Source organism: Veillonella sp. 3913, assembly GCF_003992235.1.
GTDB lineage: Bacteria > Bacillota > Negativicutes > Veillonellales > Veillonellaceae > F0422.
Map to the genome: position 1 here is coordinate 96,673 of NZ_RQVF01000004.1, position 16,550 is coordinate 113,222.

The 16,550-nt window shown below is 40.4% G+C and carries 16 protein-coding genes; all 16 read left to right on the top strand.

The annotated features are described in order from the left end of the window. Positions 1-139 precede the first annotated feature (139 nt). The 16 genes from EO113_RS06150 (at position 140) to EO113_RS06225 (ending at position 16,502) form a co-directional block, all read left to right on the top strand. Positions 140-3,046, top strand: coding sequence for a DUF3427 domain-containing protein (locus EO113_RS06150; protein ID WP_127135817.1), 2,907 nt, complete (start codon positions 140-142; stop codon positions 3,044-3,046). Between the two features lie 11 nt (positions 3,047-3,057). Then, positions 3,058-3,444 carry a (deoxy)nucleoside triphosphate pyrophosphohydrolase gene (locus tag EO113_RS06155; RefSeq protein WP_127011167.1) on the top strand — a complete coding sequence of 129 codons (387 nt, stop codon included), beginning with the start codon at positions 3,058-3,060 and terminating at the stop codon, positions 3,442-3,444. 91 nt (positions 3,445-3,535) lie between these two features. After that, complete coding sequence (locus tag EO113_RS06160) at positions 3,536-4,183, top strand: hypothetical protein (protein WP_127135818.1); 648 nt, start codon at positions 3,536-3,538, stop codon at positions 4,181-4,183. Between the two features lie 134 nt (positions 4,184-4,317). Beyond that, a complete protein-coding gene (gene pgeF, locus EO113_RS06165) occupies positions 4,318-5,211 on the top strand; it encodes a peptidoglycan editing factor PgeF (RefSeq protein ID WP_127135819.1) in 894 nt (297 codons plus the stop codon). A gap of 272 nt (positions 5,212-5,483) precedes the next feature. After that, the gene (locus tag EO113_RS06170) at positions 5,484-6,173 is read left to right on the top strand and encodes a YggS family pyridoxal phosphate-dependent enzyme (RefSeq protein ID WP_127135820.1); all 690 of its coding nucleotides are present in this window, start codon (positions 5,484-5,486) and stop codon (positions 6,171-6,173) included. Between the two features lie 14 nt (positions 6,174-6,187). Then, positions 6,188-6,691 (top strand): cell division protein SepF, encoded by a 504-nt coding sequence (locus EO113_RS06175; RefSeq protein ID WP_009353917.1) that lies wholly within the window; start codon positions 6,188-6,190, stop codon positions 6,689-6,691. A gap of 16 nt (positions 6,692-6,707) precedes the next feature. Beyond that, positions 6,708-7,526 (top strand): pyrroline-5-carboxylate reductase, encoded by an 819-nt coding sequence (proC, locus tag EO113_RS06180; RefSeq protein ID WP_127135821.1) that lies wholly within the window; start codon positions 6,708-6,710, stop codon positions 7,524-7,526. Beyond that, positions 7,516-8,301 (top strand): RNA-binding protein, encoded by a 786-nt coding sequence (locus EO113_RS06185; protein WP_127135822.1) that lies wholly within the window; start codon positions 7,516-7,518, stop codon positions 8,299-8,301. Before proC ends, EO113_RS06185 begins: the two co-directional genes overlap by 11 nt. 13 nt (positions 8,302-8,314) lie before the next feature. Continuing rightward, on the top strand, positions 8,315-8,794 hold the full coding sequence (locus EO113_RS06190; protein WP_009353901.1) for a DivIVA domain-containing protein: 480 nt from the start codon (positions 8,315-8,317) through the stop codon (positions 8,792-8,794). Between the two features lie 64 nt (positions 8,795-8,858). Further along, a complete protein-coding gene (locus EO113_RS06195; protein WP_082717758.1) occupies positions 8,859-9,494 on the top strand; it encodes a bifunctional precorrin-2 dehydrogenase/sirohydrochlorin ferrochelatase in 636 nt (211 codons plus the stop codon). Beyond that, on the top strand, positions 9,463-10,749 hold the full coding sequence (hemA, locus tag EO113_RS06200; RefSeq protein ID WP_062400922.1) for a glutamyl-tRNA reductase: 1,287 nt from the start codon (positions 9,463-9,465) through the stop codon (positions 10,747-10,749). The genes EO113_RS06195 and hemA overlap by 32 nt, the downstream gene beginning before the upstream one ends. Next, positions 10,746-11,684 (top strand): hydroxymethylbilane synthase, encoded by a 939-nt coding sequence (gene hemC, locus EO113_RS06205; RefSeq protein ID WP_127135823.1) that lies wholly within the window; start codon positions 10,746-10,748, stop codon positions 11,682-11,684. The genes hemA and hemC overlap by 4 nt, the downstream gene beginning before the upstream one ends. Next, entirely contained in the window at positions 11,681-13,216 is a 1,536-nt protein-coding gene (gene cobA / locus EO113_RS06210) for a uroporphyrinogen-III C-methyltransferase (RefSeq protein WP_009353913.1), read from the top strand. The genes hemC and cobA overlap by 4 nt, the downstream gene beginning before the upstream one ends. Positions 13,217-13,229: 13 nt before the next feature. Then, positions 13,230-14,204, top strand: coding sequence for a porphobilinogen synthase (gene hemB, locus EO113_RS06215; protein WP_009353881.1), 975 nt, complete (start codon positions 13,230-13,232; stop codon positions 14,202-14,204). Between the two features lie 21 nt (positions 14,205-14,225). Next, a complete protein-coding gene (hemL, locus tag EO113_RS06220) occupies positions 14,226-15,521 on the top strand; it encodes a glutamate-1-semialdehyde 2,1-aminomutase (protein ID WP_127135824.1) in 1,296 nt (431 codons plus the stop codon). Between the two features lie 165 nt (positions 15,522-15,686). Next, positions 15,687-16,502, top strand: coding sequence for a sulfurtransferase (locus EO113_RS06225; RefSeq protein WP_127135829.1), 816 nt, complete (start codon positions 15,687-15,689; stop codon positions 16,500-16,502). Positions 16,503-16,550 lie beyond the last annotated feature (48 nt).

Sequence of the window (16,550 nt, forward strand, 5' to 3'; positions counted from 1 at the left end):
GAACGCTATGCATTTCTTGACAAGCTATGAGAATATTTTAGTTTGCTATAGGATGTGTAGTGTTCTTTTTATTTTTCTATTGATCTTATGTATAAGAGCTGGTACAGTGATCTTATATACATGTATATAGGAGATAGAGATGAGTGCGATAAATTTTACGAAATCATTACAATATAGTGGACCAGAGTTTGTATCGAATAATGCAGAAGAAGGGCGGAAGGTAATTTCCGCTATAGAGAGCGAATTAAAACGGTGTGAATCCTTTTTTATCAGTGTAGCCTTTATTACAGCAGGTGGATTAAGTCCATTATTAATGACGTTAAAAGAGTTGGAAGGAAAAAATATTCCAGGTCGTATTTTGACAACAAATTTCTTGATGTTTAATGATCCTAAAATACTAGACAAGTTAAGTCAGTTTAGTAATATAGAGCTCCGCATATTTGATGCACAAGGATCTGATGTAGGTTTTCATACAAAAGGATATGGATTCCATTTAGAGGATGAGTTTACTATTATCGTGGGCAGCTCTAATATGACGCTCCACGCATTGACAAGAAATAAAGAGTGGAATGTGCATTATAGTTCTCATAAGCAAGAATCTTTTGTGATGTCTGTCTTAGAAGAGTTTGAAAGCTTGTGGGCAGCAGATGAGACAAAGACTTATGTAGACTATATTGATACGTACAGAATGTTATATGAGCAATATAATGATTCTACTAAAAAACAATTACCAGCGGTGGTAGATACAAATATAAATGAATCTAATCAAGTCCCAAAAGTATTACAGCCGAACAGCATGCAGTCCTATGTGATGGAAAGGTTTACAGAGTTGTATCAATCAGGTGCTAATAAAGGATTGTTGATTTCTGCCACAGGAACAGGTAAAACTTATGCATCAGCCTTTGCTGTCAGTAGTGTAAAACCAAAGCGAGTACTATTTTTAGTGCATCGTGAACAGGTAGCGAGACAGGCGATGGAATCGTATCAACGGGTAATTGGCGACTCTGTGACATATGGTGTGTTATCGGGTGCAGCAAAAGGTTTTTCTGAAACCTATTTATTTGCGACCATGCAGATGATGTCTAAGCCAGATTGTTATGAACGATTTTCCCCTACAGATTTTGATGTGATTGTTATCGATGAGGCACATCGAGCAGGATCTGAAAGTTATCATAGAATTATGGAATATTTCAGGCCTAAGTTTTGGTTTGCTATGACTGCTAGTCCAGAGCGTACAGATGATTTCGATATTTATAAGCTATTTGATTATAATATTATTCATGAAATACGATTACAACATGCATTAGAGGCAGATTTACTATGTCCATTTCATTATTTTGGTATCGGACAATTATCTGATGGCATCACAACCTATGAGGGTGATGAAGCACAGAGCATTTTTGCCAATGAATGGGATTACCAAACAAGAGCTAGATTAATTCTAGAGCAATGTAATTTTTATGGATATTCTGGAGAGCGAGTAAAAGGGTTAGTATTCTGTCATAGTATTGAAGAAGCACAAGAGTTATCCAAGGCTTTTAATCAACTAGGGATGAGAACTATTAGTTTAAGTGGTGCAGATTCGCAAGAAATTCGGGAAGAGGCTATTCAGCGATTATCAGGACCGGATGCGAATGATGCGTTAGATTATATTATGACTGTAGATATTTTTAACGAAGGTATCGACATTCCAGAGGTCAATCAAGTTGTTATGGTTCGTGGTACAGAGAGTCCCATTGTGTTTGTGCAACAGTTAGGTCGGGGACTGCGTCGTCATAACAGTAAAGACTACGTGGTCGTTCTTGATTTCATTGGGAATTTTAACAATAACTTTATGATTCCTGTAGCACTATCAGGAGATGTAAGTCATAACAAGGATAGTTTGAGGTATTATGTGCAAGAAGGGACGCGAGTGATTCCGGGCGCATCCACGATTCATTTTGATGCGATTGCTCAAGAACGTATTTTTAAATCTATTGACACAGCTAAATTAACACAGATTAAACATATTCGACAAGCCTATAAAAACTTAAAATATAAATTAGGTCGTATTCCTAAATTGATAGATTTTGAAAACTATGGAAGTATCGATATTTCATTAATCTTTAATAGTAATGCAAAAACATATTATAAGTTTTTGGTAGACTATGAAAAAGACTACACGCATAGGTTTTCGTCGGTAGAAACGAAAATACTAGAGTATATAGGCCAGTATATGGTACTTGGCAAGCGAGTGCATGAACTCTATGTATTGGAAGGCCTATTGAAAGGTGAAGTTAATCCACTGATGTATATGAGAACACAGTTACTAGGATTAGGTATTCCTTGTACAACTCATACGGAAAGAAATATCATCAATTTATTTACAGGTCAGTTTAAGACAGGATCCTCCAAAGCTGGATTTAAGGATGCCCTGTTGTGCGATGAAGTGGTAGATGGATTGCAAATATCAGCGGTATTCCGTGAAGCTTTAGAAAATGAAGGGTTCCGTGATATGGTCGAGGACTATGTGAAAGTGGGCTTTCAAAGAAATCAAAAATACTATAGTCAAAGATATGAGGAAGCCTCTTTTACGCTGTATCAAAAATATACCTATGAAGATGTATGCCAGTTAATGGAGTGGGAAACTAGTATCGTACCATTAAATATTGGTGGTTATAAATATGATGAGGCTACCAAAACATATCCGGTATTTATCAATTATGATAAGGGCGAAGATATTGCAGATACTATTAGATATGAAGATAGATTATTATCTCCACAACAATTAATTGCTATTTCTAAAAGTGGTGTGGACCTTAGTAACAATTTGGTACAAAAAGCGTTACATGCAAAAAAAGAAGGTATTACTATGCATTTGTTTATCCGAAAAAATAAGAATGATGAAGATGGGGCAAAAGAGTTTTATTATTTAGGTCATATACATGCAACAGGGGAAGCAGAAGTATTTACCATGCCAGGTACAACGAAAAAAGCCGTTCGTATTATGTATGATTTGGAAACTCCGATACGTGAAGATTTGTACGATTATTTTGTGAATCATTAAAGGAGATATGGATGAAGACGATAGAAGTAGTAGCGGCAGTTATTTTGAAAGATAACCAAGTATTAACTACACAAAGAGGTTATGGAGATTTACAAGGACGTTGGGAATTTCCAGGAGGTAAAATTGAGTCTGGAGAAGATCATAAAGCAGCTTTATCTCGTGAGATACAAGAAGAATTAGATGTGCAGATTACAGTAGGAGATTTTTTAACAACCGTAGAGTATGACTATCCTAACTTTCATCTTATTATGCATGCCTATCAATGTGAGTTATTAGGAGAATTTCATTTACAAGAACATAGTGCAGCTCGTTGGTTAAACTTAGAAAACTTATATGATGTAGATTGGTTAGAAGCAGATTTACCTATCGTGGAATGTGTGAAAAGTTTAATTGCTTAGGTAGGACGTATAGAGGTATAAATGATATACTAATAATTAAATATGACAATATTAGAATAGTATATGATTCACAATGAAAGAGAGAGAGACCATGAAAAAACTAACTACATCTATTCTAGTAGCATTATTCAGTGTGACCATCTTCACACCAACCCATGTAGAGGCGAGTTGGTTGTCTAAAACGTGGAAAAAGGTTGAAAAATCATGGAATGAAGCGGGGAAACAAAGTGGTTCTACTGGAATGAGTGGAACATCTACGAGTGCGATTCGGTTGCCACAACGGTCGGAGTATCCGAGTAGATATAATCCAGGTCAAATTGTAGGTCAAAGACCAGATATGCAAGATCTTATTATTGCAGGTGTACCAGTGGGCGCTCAATATAGTGAAATACGAAGTGCTTTAGGTGCACCGACAGAAGAAAAAATGTATCAACCAGGTGTCTTTGGTGTTCGCAATATATTTATGCGATATGGTGGGATAACGTATGAAAGTGTTCATGGAAACTTTGATAGGGCAGGTTTAATTACAGTGGTGAATCGTGATGCTATAACTTACAGGGGGATTGCAGTAGGCGATTCGTTAGAAGCAGTGTATAAGGCATATGGTAGGCCTACCCATATTAATAGCAGAAATGATTGGTTCTACGGAGCTTTTATATGGGCATCAGATGCCAAAAGCGGTATTACTTTTGAAAATGATGGAGAAAAGGTAACTAAGATTAGGATTATTAATTCCTAAAAAGATGCTTATCAAGTTTATTTTCGTAATCTACATCTGAAATTAATAAAGTAAATTCTCATTTAATCTATTATGAATTATAACATCTAAATTCATAATGTATATTATTCAACCAATACACAAGAGGTCCCAGCATGAACACAACTAAATCATTCCAAACTTCCTCCTCTCTTCATCACACACCATTTTCTCAGGATAGCTCCACCAGTATTACCTATGAATACAGTCCGTTGTTAGAGGGGTTTCCCCTCGCTCATGGTGTGACTTACCGCTATGGTGGTGTCAGTGAAGGTAACTTTAATAGTTTTAACATGGGTCTGCATGTAGGTGATGATCCGAAAGCGGTGGCAGAGAACCGCAAACGCTTAGCGCAGGTGTTAGGTGTGGATTCAAATCATTTGACTTGTGGTGAGCAAGTGCATGGGGTAGGAGTGACGAGGGTGACGGAAGAGCTGGTCGGTCGAGGTGCTTTCAGTTGGGAAGACAGTATCCCAGACAGTGATGCGATTCATACGAATTTGGTGAATGTGCCACTCTTGTTGCTCGTGGCAGACTGTGTGCCTGTGCTTATCTATGATGCGGTGCATCATGCGGTGGCGGTAGTTCATGCAGGTTGGCGTGGTGCCATCGCTCACATTGTGGAGCGTACGATGGATAGTATGCACGATGCGTACGGAACGTTGCCATCCGATTGTTACCTCTTCATCGGTCCCTCTATTGGAGAAGACTCCTTTGAGGTGAGTGAAGAGATTGCTGAACAATTTCAACAGGATATGGGTAATTTGGGACTTTCACAGGTAAATGCAGTCGTGCGTTATCTCCAACGATTAGAACAAGCGACACCTACTCCACATATAGATCTGAAAGGATATATTGCAGCTTGTGTCGTACAAAAAGGTGTGCCTATAGATCAAGTGATTCTGTCTGCTACGGACACGATGATGACAGAAGGATGCTATTCATACCGAGGGGATGCAGGCAAGACGGGACGAATGGCTATGTTTGCAGTATTACGAAATCAAGGCTAATAGATGCAAGAGTTTCAATAGTTTTGTATATCTTAAGACCTTGTGTAGAACATGAGTAATACAGAATTTAGAGACACATTCTTAGGTATTGTTTGAGAATAGAATAAAAAATTATGACAAAGAATAAGAAAATCTTAAGAACTAGGCTTGAAATCATGCTTTTTCTATGTACTTTTCTTATTCTTTCGTTTATAATAAAAAAGATAAAGTATTATTTATTTTGTGAAGACCTTTCAGAGTGAAATGTAACGACGAAAAAAGGACTGACATATATGATTGCAACAGCATTACATAACGTGCAAGAACGCATAGAAGCGGCTAAGGCACGAGTGGGGAGAAGGGATTCTGTTACACTTGTAGCAGTAACGAAGAATCATCCTGTAGAGGCTGTACAAGAAGTAGCTCAACTAGGTGTAAGAACTGTAGGCGAAAATCGTGTACAAGAAGCAAAAGAAAAAATGGAACTCTACCAGGGACCGGAACTCCAATGGCATTTAATTGGACAATTACAAAACAATAAAGTGCGTAATGCAGTGGGTAAATTTTCTTTAATTCATTCAGTTCATAGCGTGAAATTGTTGGATGAAATCCAACGTATTGCTGCTAGAGAAGGACTTACACAAGAAGTATTACTACAAGTGAATGTGGCACGAGAAGAAAGCAAGTCTGGGATGGATGTGGAAGAGTTTCCAACCATACGGGAATATGCCAAATCATTACCCAATGTACGGGTAAAAGGGCTTATGTGTATGGCACCATTTTTTGATGATCCGGAAGAGGCTCGCCCTATATTTAGAGTCGCTCACGCTTTATTTGAAGATATGAAACTTCATTTTAATGAAGGTCAGATTGAATATATATCTATGGGGATGACCCATGATTTTGAAGTAGCAATTGAAGAAGGTGCAAATATTGTTCGTGTAGGAACAGCAATATTTGGAGAACGCCACTATAATGAGTAATGGAGGAATTAACGATGGCACTGAAAGATAGCTGGAATTCTGTAAAAAGTTTTTTTGGTAGTAATCAAGATGATCAATATGAATTTGATGAATATGATAATGAGATGTATGAAGAAGAGTCTCAACAACCAGTAGTAACAGCACCAGTAGCAGGTGGCAATGGACCAGTAGCATCTGCAGCACGACCAAAAACAGGAGGATATAATACAGTGGCACAACGTTCTAGCGGTATGAAAGTAGTCATCGTAGAGCCAAAAGCATTCGATGATTCTGAAAATATTACAAATCAATTGCGCGATATGCGTCCAGTAGTGATTAACTTTGAAAACACAGACCCTCATGAAGCAGCACGTATTGTGGACTTTGTAAGTGGTGCTACATTTGCATTAGATGGCAAATTAGAAAAAATTGGCAAAGATATTTTCATCTGTGTACCAGTGAATGTAACTGTAGATTATACAGATAAAGAGTACACAGAAATATCTGACAAATTAGCTTGGAAAGAACCACAAGCCTAAGCATTAGGAGGTAGCCATGCAAAAAATACTACTAATTGGTGTAGGATCGATGGGTGGTGCTATTTTACAGGGGGCTTTGGAACAAGGTGTTTGGGGTCCTGAGGAAGTAGATGTACTAGTGCGTCGCAGTGAGCAAGCATCAGAATTAGAGCGCACATTAGGTGTAACAGCCTTCACGGACTGTGATGCTATACCTGCTTTTGATGAGTACAGAACCATTGTATTTGGCGTAAAACCTCAAGTCTTACCGTCTCTTATGGAAGAGGTGGGACCACAAATCGAGGCGAGAACATTATGTATTTCCATTGCGGCAGGCATTACATTGGATACATTACAATCCTTTGCATCCCATGTACATTGGTTACGAGTTATGCCGAATACTCCAATTTTGATAAAAGCTGGCTTTACAGCGATTGCTAGTAGTGAACAAGTGACACCAGGTGAGCGAGAACAAGCTTTGCGCATTTTCGAAGCCTTAGGTGAAGCCGTGGTATGTTCAGAAGCTGATTTAGACCGTATTGGCGCTCTAGCAGGGGCAGGTCCAGGCTATATGTATACCATTTTAGATGCTATGGCAAATGCAGGTGTTCGGATTGGTCTCACTAGGCCATTGGCGTTGCAAGCGGCGGTACAGACGATGTATGGCTCTGGCTTGATTGCCTTAGAAACAGGCGCTCATCCAAGTGTGCTTAGGGATCAAGTGACATCTCCCGGAGGTACGACTATAGCAGGTATTGCAGCCATGGAAAAAGAAGGGTTGCGTTCTTCTATTATGGAAGGCATCTTAGCTTGTTATAAACGGTCAAATGAAATAGGAAAACAACGTGAAAGATAAAGAAAAGTTAATTCGATATTTTGAAGCATCTGGTAATGGCGAAGAGGCTAGACGTATGATTGATCTAGCGGAGCAAGTACAAGCAGGCCGACCTTACCGTGTGACAGATTTTATGTCACCTGCAGGCCTTGTCATTGCAGATGCAGTAAAAGCGAATTTTGGTGGTATTAATATCATTTCTAGTGGTGGTTACGAAGGGGCAGAACGCCTTCGAGTGGCCTTTGTGGACCCTCACTTTCAAGGAACAGTAGACTTACAAATTGCGGTGTTGAAAGTATCTTGGGATCCACGATTCCGATTATTGACACATCGTGATGTGTTGGGTTCCTTAATGGGACTTGGTATTGATCGCACTCATTTTGGAGATATTATCGTCACTAGTGGTGGGGCGCAGGTAATCGTAGATGCAACGATAACAGATTTTGTGATTCAAAACTTTACAAAAATTGCTATGGTCACGGTTACAGTATCACGGATGGAATTGAGTGAATTACAACCGAAAGAAGAAAAAATAAAAGAAGTGCGAACTACTGTTGCGTCTATGCGGTTGGATTCTATAGCTTCTTCAGGTTTTAGTACATCTCGTACAAAAGTTGTGGAGGCCATTAAGGCAGGATTAGTACAAGTGAATTGGCAACCTGCGAAAGGACCAGCGCAAGAAGTAAAAGAAGGAGATATTATTTCTCTTCGTGGCAGAGGTCGTATGCAAATAGAAAGTATTACCGGCACGTCTAAAAAAGGGCGTATTGGAGTACATCTAAAACGATTTATGTAAGGAGGCTGATCCTATGTTAACACCAATGGATATTCATAATAAAGAGTTTGGAAAAAGTATTCGTGGCTTTGATTGCGATGAAGTAAACGAGTTTTTGAATGAAGTGGTACAAGCTTATGAAATCTTGTATCGTGAAAACCGTGAAATGACTGATAAAGTAGAGCAAATGGAAAAACGTTTGAATCAATATGAATCAACGGAAGAAACTATGCGCAATACATTGGTGCTTGCTCAAGAGACTGGTGAAAATGTAAAAGAGGCAGCTCGTAAAGAGGCTGATTTAATTTTACAGAATGCGGAACAACAACGATCTACGATTTTAGAAGATGCCAATCGTGCGTTGCGAGAAGCAGAAGCTAAATATGCTACCATTGCGAATGAAATGGCCGTGTTCCGTGCAAAAGTAGAATCAATTTTAACAGCGCAACTACAATTATTAGATGGCATTGCTTTAGAGGAAACAAAACCTGTAGAGACAGAAACAGAAGTATAAGGTGAATTTCGGCTTGAGTATTCAAGCCGTTTTTGCCATTGTAGAGACATATAAGGATAGTAGGATGATAACAGTTGGACTTTCACTTAAAGACAGGCCTTGTCTTGTAGTCGGCGGAGGGCAAGTAGCGCTGCGTAGAATTGAAAAGTTAATAGACGAAGAGGCATCTATTATAGTAGTCAGTCCTGATGTATTGCCTGACATTGTAACATACCATAAAGCAGGTGTATTACAATGGATAGAGAAGCCTTATAGGTCAGAATATATGGTAGGGCAACAGTTTGTCATTATTGCTACGGATATTCCTGCTGTGAATGCGCAAGTCATGGAAGATGCTCAAGAAGTACAAGCTTTCATTAATCGGGCTGATGTGAAAGATGATTCTACTTGGGTATTCGGCAGTGCTACGGAGATTGGTGATTTAGAGATTTCTATATTTACCAATCAAGTGAGCCCACGAGTGAGTCGCTTGCTTAGACAGGATATAGAAACCAGGTACGGCATATTAGCCGAGTGGTTACCTCAGATTCGTCTATGGAGACAAGAATTACAGCATATATTAAATACGCCAAAAGAACGAGAGCAGTTCTGGCGTACAAATTTAGGAGAATCGGAGTTTATACAAATATTAGAGGGTCAAGGAGACTCAGTGAAGGAGAATATTGTACATGCAATTAGTCGTATTAGGTCTGAATCATAGAAGTGCACCTGTAGATGTACGAGAGAAATTTTCTTTTTCCAAAGAAGCTCTCGATCATGCTATGGATCACATCTATGCTCATGAAGAAGTAGAGGAATGCGTCCTTTTATCGACGTGTAACCGCACAGAACTCTATGTCGTCCTAAATGACATGGAGAATGTAAAAGAATATATGATACGTTTACTACTGCATCTGAAAGGTGAAGAAACGGTAGACGTAGATGAGAAATGGTTTTTCCTGTATGAAGGGAAGGCATGTATTTCTCATTTATTTAGAGTAGCATCTAGTTTAGATTCTCTTGTGTTAGGAGAAGGTCAAATTTTGAGCCAATTAAAAATGGCCTATATTTCTTCCTATAGTAAGGGATTAACAGCATCTGTATTTAATATTATTTTCCAAAAAGCCATTGCTGTAGGGAAACGTGTGCGTACGATGACGGGGATTGCGAATACGCCAGTATCTGTTAGTTATACAGCAGTCAATTTAGCGGAAGATAGTTTAGATATTCCTATCAGTGAGGCAAAGGTTCTCATTTTGGGAGCTGGTCAAATGAGTGAGCTCACAGCTCGTCATTTACAAGCTAAAGGGGTAAAGAGTATTTTCGTGTCCAATCGGACGTTCAAAACAGCAGAAGAATTGGCAAAGCAATTCAATGGTAAAGCCGTTGATTTTGACAATTTTGTAGAAGAAGCCAAAGTAGCAGATATTATTATTACATCTACTGGTGCACCTCATTATGTGATTGAATGGGAAGAAGCGGAAGAAATCATGGATGGCCGTGGTGGTAAACCAATTGTCATGATCGATATTGCTGTTCCCCGTGATATCAACCCAGATGTAACAGAAATTCCCGGAGTGTATTTGTTTAACATTGATGCCTTAGAAAGTGTAGTAGAAGCGAATAAACACCAACGAGAAGAAGAAGCTCGAAAAGCAGAGCCTATCTTAGAAGAAGCCTTACAAGAAATTGAAGAAAAATTACAATATTTATCGGTTCGTCCTATTATGGTCTTGCTTAGTGAAAAAGCAGAAGCCATTCGTAAACGTGAAGTACATCGCGCGATGGCAAAATTACCTAATGCCACAGAGCTAGAACGTAAGATTATTAGCAATATGTCCCGCATGTTGGTACGTAAATTATTGCGTGATCCAATGATTCATTTTGGTGAAGTAGCGGGTAAAGAAGAAGAGCGAGATTATTGGAAGTTATTCCAAGATATGTTTGCTTTGGAAGTGGAGGACGACACACTATGAGAGACATAATTCGTATAGGCACCCGTAGTAGTGCCCTTGCTTTATGGCAAGCCAACTATGTAGCAGATACATTGCGCAAACATTACCCACAGTGCAAGGTGGAGTTAGTCCATCACAGTACGAAAGGTGATCGTATTTTAGAAAAACCATTGGCTGAAATCGGTGGTAAAGGTTTATTTACAGAAGAGCTAGAAGCATCTATGCGTGATGGTAGCATCGATTTGGCTGTACACAGCTTGAAAGATATGCCTACAGAATTGCCAGAAGATTTGGTACTAGGTGCTATTACAGAGCGTGAAACACCATGTGATGCTTTGGTATCACCAAAATATAAAACGCTAGATCAACTACCACAAGGTGCTAAGGTAGGGACTAGTAGTTTACGCCGTCAAGCACAATTGTTGAATCAACGACCTGATTTGCAGATTTCTGTACTTCGTGGGAATGTGCAAACGCGATTGAACAAATTAGAAACAGAAAACTTTGATGCCATTGTATTAGCAGAGGCAGGGTTAAAACGATTGGGGCTGGAATCTGTTGTTACACAGACTTTCACTAGCGATGAAATGATTCCTGCTGTGGGTCAAGGGGCATTGGGCATTGAATGTCGCAAGGATGATACAGAAATGCTAGATATGTTATCTGTATTGCACGATGAAAATACTATGTGGGCTACTCGTGGAGAACGTAGTTTCCTTCGTCAACTCGAAGGTGGTTGCCAAGTACCGATGGGGGTACATGGGACGATTTATAAAGGACAATTAACGTTGAAAGCTATCATTGCTTCTTTAGATGGAAAAAATTGTTTTGAAGGTGAATTGTCAGGACCAAAAGAAAAAGCAGATATGTTAGGTCGTAACTTGGCGAAAGCTCTCTATGAAGAAGGGGGTAAAGCCATCATTGACGATTTAGTAGAAAGAGGAGTATTGAAATGACAGGCATTGTATATTTAATTGGTGCCGGACCGGGTGATCATAAATTAATCACTCTAAAAGGTAAGGAATGTATTGAAAAAGCAGACGTTATTGTCTATGACTATTTAGCAGATGCTCATTTCTTGTCCTATGCGAAAGAAGGAGCAGAGATCATTTATGCAGGTAAAAAAAGCAACAATCATACGATGCATCAATGGGAAATCAACGAACTTCTTGTAAAATGTGGCTTAGAAGGTAAAGTAGTGGCTCGTCTTAAAGGGGGCGACCCTCTAGTATTTGGTCGTGGTGGTGAAGAAGCGTTGGCTTTGGTAGAAGCGGGCGTGCCATTTGAATTTGTACCTGGTATTACATCTGGTATTTCTGCACCAGCCTATGCTGGGATTCCTGTCACCCAACGTGCCATGGCGACGTCTTTTGCTATTGTTACAGGTCATGAAGATCCAACAAAACCAGAATCTGGTATGAATTGGGATGGCTTAGCCAAATCTGTGGATACGATCTCCTTTGTGATGGGTATCTCGAATTTGCCGAGCATTGCCACAAACTTAATCAAATATGGTCGTCCTAAGGAAACTCCAGTGGCAGTCATCCGTTGGGGAACAAAACCAATCCAAGAAACGTTGGTCTCTACATTGGAGCATGTCGTAGAAGATGTAGAAAAAGCGCAATTGAAAGCACCAGCTATTGTTATCGTTGGGGAAGTAGTATCTTTGCGGGAGCAATTACGTTGGTTTGATAATAAACCATTATTTGGTAAAACTATCGTGGTCACACGAGCTCGTAGTAAAGCTAGCGCCTTATCTGAACGATTACTAGAATTGGGGGCCCATGTCATCGAAGCATCTGCTATCAAAACACAGGCATTACCTCGTACAGAGGAGATGGACGTGGCTTATGATAGCTTATCTTCCTACGATGGATTAATTTTTACATCTGCCGAAGGGGTGCGGTTCTTCTTTGATGGTTTATTAGACCGTGGCTTAGATAGTCGTGCGTTAGGTTCTATGAAAGTATGTGCTATCGGCAGTGCTACCGCAAAATCTTTATTAGATCGAGGCATTCGTGCGGACATCGTGCCACCGAATTACCAAGCGGAATCTGTGGTGGAAACCATTACAGTAGAACAGAGTCGTGTATGGCCAGAACGAGCGCTAGGCGATTTGCGCTTTGTGCTAGTACAACCAAAAGTGGCACGCGACGTGATTTATAAAGGACTTTCACAGGCAGGATGTGATGTGACGGTATTGCGTTTGTATGAAACGGTACAAGATACGTCCCATAAAGAATATTTAGAAGAAGCCTTGCGAGCAGGTGAAGTAGATTACATTACGTTCACAAGTTCTTCTACGGTGACGAATACAAAAGATATGCTTGGCTCCGATGCAGTGAATTTATTAGGAAACACGAAGGTTGTTTGCATTGGACCGATTACAGGTGCTACCTGTGTAGAAGAAGGGATTCAACCAGATTTAATTGGTGAAACTTTTACAATCCCTGCGATGGTGGATCTAATCTTGAACGATTGCAAATAGAAAGAGGCATAATATGGAATTACGAAATCGACCAAGACGATTGCGCATCAGCCCAGCTATGCGTGCGTTGGTTCGTGAAACAACATTACAAGTAGAAGACTTAATTTATCCTATATTTATTGTTCCGGGAACAGCGGTGAAAGAAGAAATTTCTTCCTTACCAGGACAATATCATGTGTCCGTGGACGAGGCTGTAAAATTGGCGAAAGAAGCCTATGACTTAGGTATTAAGGGAGTCGAAATTTTCGGCATTCCTACTTACAAAGATGAAGATGGTTCTTCTGCGTGGGATATGGAACAACCGGTACAGCAAGCAATTATGGCGATCCGTAAAGAAGTGCCAGAGTTGATCGTGATTTCCGACGTATGCCTTTGCCAATACACATCTACAGGTCATTGCGGTCATGTGGAACATCATGAAGTCATTAATGATGCTACGTTGCCATTATTGTGTAATGTAGCAGTGAGCCATGCGAAAGCGGGTGCTCACATGGTGGCACCATCTGACATGATGGATGGACGTATTGCTGCGATTCGTGAAGCCTTAGATGCAGCGGGATTTAGCCATGTATCCATCATGAGTTATGCGGCGAAGTATGCATCCGCCTATTATGGACCATTCCGTGATGCGGTCCATTCTGCACCGGGATTTGGAGACCGTAAAGGATACCAAATGGATGAGGCCAATCGTTTAGAAGCGTTGCGTGAAGTGGAACAAGATATCATCGAAGGGGCGGACATCATTATGATTAAACCAGCTCTATCCTATTTGGATATTGTACGCGAAGTACGGGATAACTTCGATTGTCCTTTAGCCGTTTACAATGTCAGCGGTGAATATGCCATGATTAAAACAGCAGCGGCAGCGGGGTTGGTAGATGAAAAACGCATTACTTTGGAAACCTTGCTATCCATGAAACGAGCAGGAGCAAAGATGATTATTACCTATCATGCCCTGGATGTGGCACGTTGGCTACAAGAAAAATAGTGTGGAAATATAGGAGCCATTATGTTTAGTTTAGAAAAATCAAAACAAGCCTTTACAGAGGCTCGTACATATATGCCGGGTGGTGTGAACAGTCCCGTTCGCTCTTACCGCAGTGTAGGGGGCAATCCTCCTTTTATCAGTTCTGCTAGCGGATCTCGCATTTACGATATTGATGGCAATGAGTACATCGATTACGTATTGTCTTGGGGTCCTATGATTCTAGGTCATGCGAACCCTGAAATTGTAGCATCCATTTTGGAAGCCATCCCTCGTGGTACTAGTTATGGAGCACCAACACTACTTGAAACAGAAGTGGCGAAAAAAATTCAAGCTTTCTATCTATCTATGGAAATGGTACGCATGGTGAACTCCGGTACAGAATCTACTATGAGTGCCTTGCGTTTGGCTCGTGGCTATACAGGTCGTGACAAAATTGTGAAATTTATCGGCTGTTACCATGGTCATAGTGATAGCTTACTAGTAAAAGCTGGTTCTGGCTTAGCGACCTTTGGTGTGCCTGACAGTCCAGGGGTACCAACTGGTGTGGCAGAGGATACGATTACATTGCCGTACAATGATTCTGATGCAGTTCGCCAATTGTTCGAGGCTCATGGTGAAAGCATTGCAGCCATCATCGTGGAACCAGTAGCAGGTAATATGGGCTGTGTACCTCCTGTGGAAGGATTCTTGGAGACTTTGCGTGAAGTAACGACAGAGCACGGTGCAGTCCTCATCTTTGATGAAGTGATGTGCGGATTCCGCTCCAGTTCTGGAGGGGCACAAAAATATTACAATGTCATTCCAGACTTAACATGCTTAGGTAAAATCGTAGGCGGTGGCTTACCAATGGCGGTATTCGGTGGCAAGAAAGAAATCATGTCTTCCATCGCTCCATCCGGTCCTGTGTACCAAGCAGGTACCTTGAGTGGTAATCCGGTAGCCATGGCGGCAGGTCTTGCTACCTTGTCTATGTTGCAAAAATATCCGAATGCATTCCGTCAAGTAGAGGAATCTACAGAAGCCTTATGCCAAGGATTAGAAGCAGCAGCGAAAGAAGTAGGTGTACCTGTAGTAGTACAACGAGTAGGATCTATGTTTACTCTCTTCTTCACAGATAAAGCAGTGCATAACTTCGATGACGCCAGCGCTTGTGATATGGAAGCGTTTAAAACATTCTTCCACTACAACTTGGAACGTGGCATCTATTATGCAGCCAGCCAATATGAAAGCAACTTCTTATCTACGTGCCATAGCGATCAAGATTTGGCATACACATTACAAATTGCAAAAGAAGCGTTTCAAGCTATTAAAGGGTAATATGAGTATTAACCTTTCTTATGAAGAGTAATGAAAACCGATAAAAATTAATAGTATGTCATAGCATACATGTATGAATAGAAATGCCATACACATCGAAACTAATCTATGTTACACTAGATTATATAGAGTGTATGGCATTCTTTTAATATAGGAGGTGTAATGATGAGTGTTTTAATTTCTCCGAAAGAATTACATGAACAATTAGATAGAGTGGTGGTCCTCGATGCTCGTGGCTTTGATGCCTATACAGCAACCCACATTCCGGGATCCTTTGCCATCGATATGGATGCACACATGAGTGGTTCTTTAGGCGTACACGGTGGTCGTCATCCCTTGCCAGACATGGCTGTCTTAGCAAATCGTTTGAGCGAATGCGGTGTGACCATGGATTCTCACATCGTGGTGTACGATGCGTGGATTTCCTTTACCGGTCGGTTGCGGTTCTTGCTACTATACATGGGTTTCACCAATGTGAAAGTCCTAGCTGGTGGCATTGAACGTTGGCATAGGGAAGGATACCCATTGACGCAAGAATCTACACCTACTATGGCAGATTCAAAACCGTTGGCCTATACATTACAAGACCATTTAGTGATGAGCCGTGATGAAGTGTTACACGCTAGCCAAACTGACAGTCATGTCATCATCGATGCGCGGGCTCCACAGCGATATGATGGATCGGTAGAGGATACGATGGATGGCATGACGGGACATGTACCAGGAGCAATCAATCATTTCTATGAATGGGGATTTACAGCTGATGGTGTACGTCCCATTGCAGAATTACAAACAGCGTATGGTGACTTAACTAAGGTGGAAAAACCTATCGTTGCCTATTGTGGTTCCGGTGTGACAGCAGCAAACTTAATGATTGCTTTAGCAGAAGTGGGTGTGGAACCAGCTATGTATGTAGGCAGTTCTAGCGATTGGGTGACTTATGAAGGGTTCCCGTTGGAAACAGGGGTTAATACATTATAGGTTTACACTGTCAGTATAGTAGATAGTGATTCAAAATGTTTTCAATAT

Coding starts and splice junctions, on each gene's coding strand:
- EO113_RS06150 (WP_127135817.1), top strand. CDS start 140: ATGAGTGCGATAAATTTTACGAAATCATTACAATATAGTGGACCAGAG.
- EO113_RS06155 (WP_127011167.1), top strand. CDS start 3,058: ATGAAGACGATAGAAGTAGTAGCGGCAGTTATTTTGAAAGATAACCAA.
- EO113_RS06160 (WP_127135818.1), top strand. CDS start 3,536: ATGAAAAAACTAACTACATCTATTCTAGTAGCATTATTCAGTGTGACC.
- pgeF (WP_127135819.1), top strand. CDS start 4,318: ATGAACACAACTAAATCATTCCAAACTTCCTCCTCTCTTCATCACACA.
- EO113_RS06170 (WP_127135820.1), top strand. CDS start 5,484: ATGATTGCAACAGCATTACATAACGTGCAAGAACGCATAGAAGCGGCT.
- EO113_RS06175 (WP_009353917.1), top strand. CDS start 6,188: ATGGCACTGAAAGATAGCTGGAATTCTGTAAAAAGTTTTTTTGGTAGT.
- proC (WP_127135821.1), top strand. CDS start 6,708: ATGCAAAAAATACTACTAATTGGTGTAGGATCGATGGGTGGTGCTATT.
- EO113_RS06190 (WP_009353901.1), top strand. CDS start 8,315: ATGTTAACACCAATGGATATTCATAATAAAGAGTTTGGAAAAAGTATT.
- EO113_RS06195 (WP_082717758.1), top strand. CDS start 8,859: ATGATAACAGTTGGACTTTCACTTAAAGACAGGCCTTGTCTTGTAGTC.
- hemA (WP_062400922.1), top strand. CDS start 9,463: ATGCAATTAGTCGTATTAGGTCTGAATCATAGAAGTGCACCTGTAGAT.
- hemC (WP_127135823.1), top strand. CDS start 10,746: ATGAGAGACATAATTCGTATAGGCACCCGTAGTAGTGCCCTTGCTTTA.
- cobA (WP_009353913.1), top strand. CDS start 11,681: ATGACAGGCATTGTATATTTAATTGGTGCCGGACCGGGTGATCATAAA.
- hemB (WP_009353881.1), top strand. CDS start 13,230: ATGGAATTACGAAATCGACCAAGACGATTGCGCATCAGCCCAGCTATG.
- hemL (WP_127135824.1), top strand. CDS start 14,226: ATGTTTAGTTTAGAAAAATCAAAACAAGCCTTTACAGAGGCTCGTACA.
- EO113_RS06225 (WP_127135829.1), top strand. CDS start 15,687: ATGAGTGTTTTAATTTCTCCGAAAGAATTACATGAACAATTAGATAGA.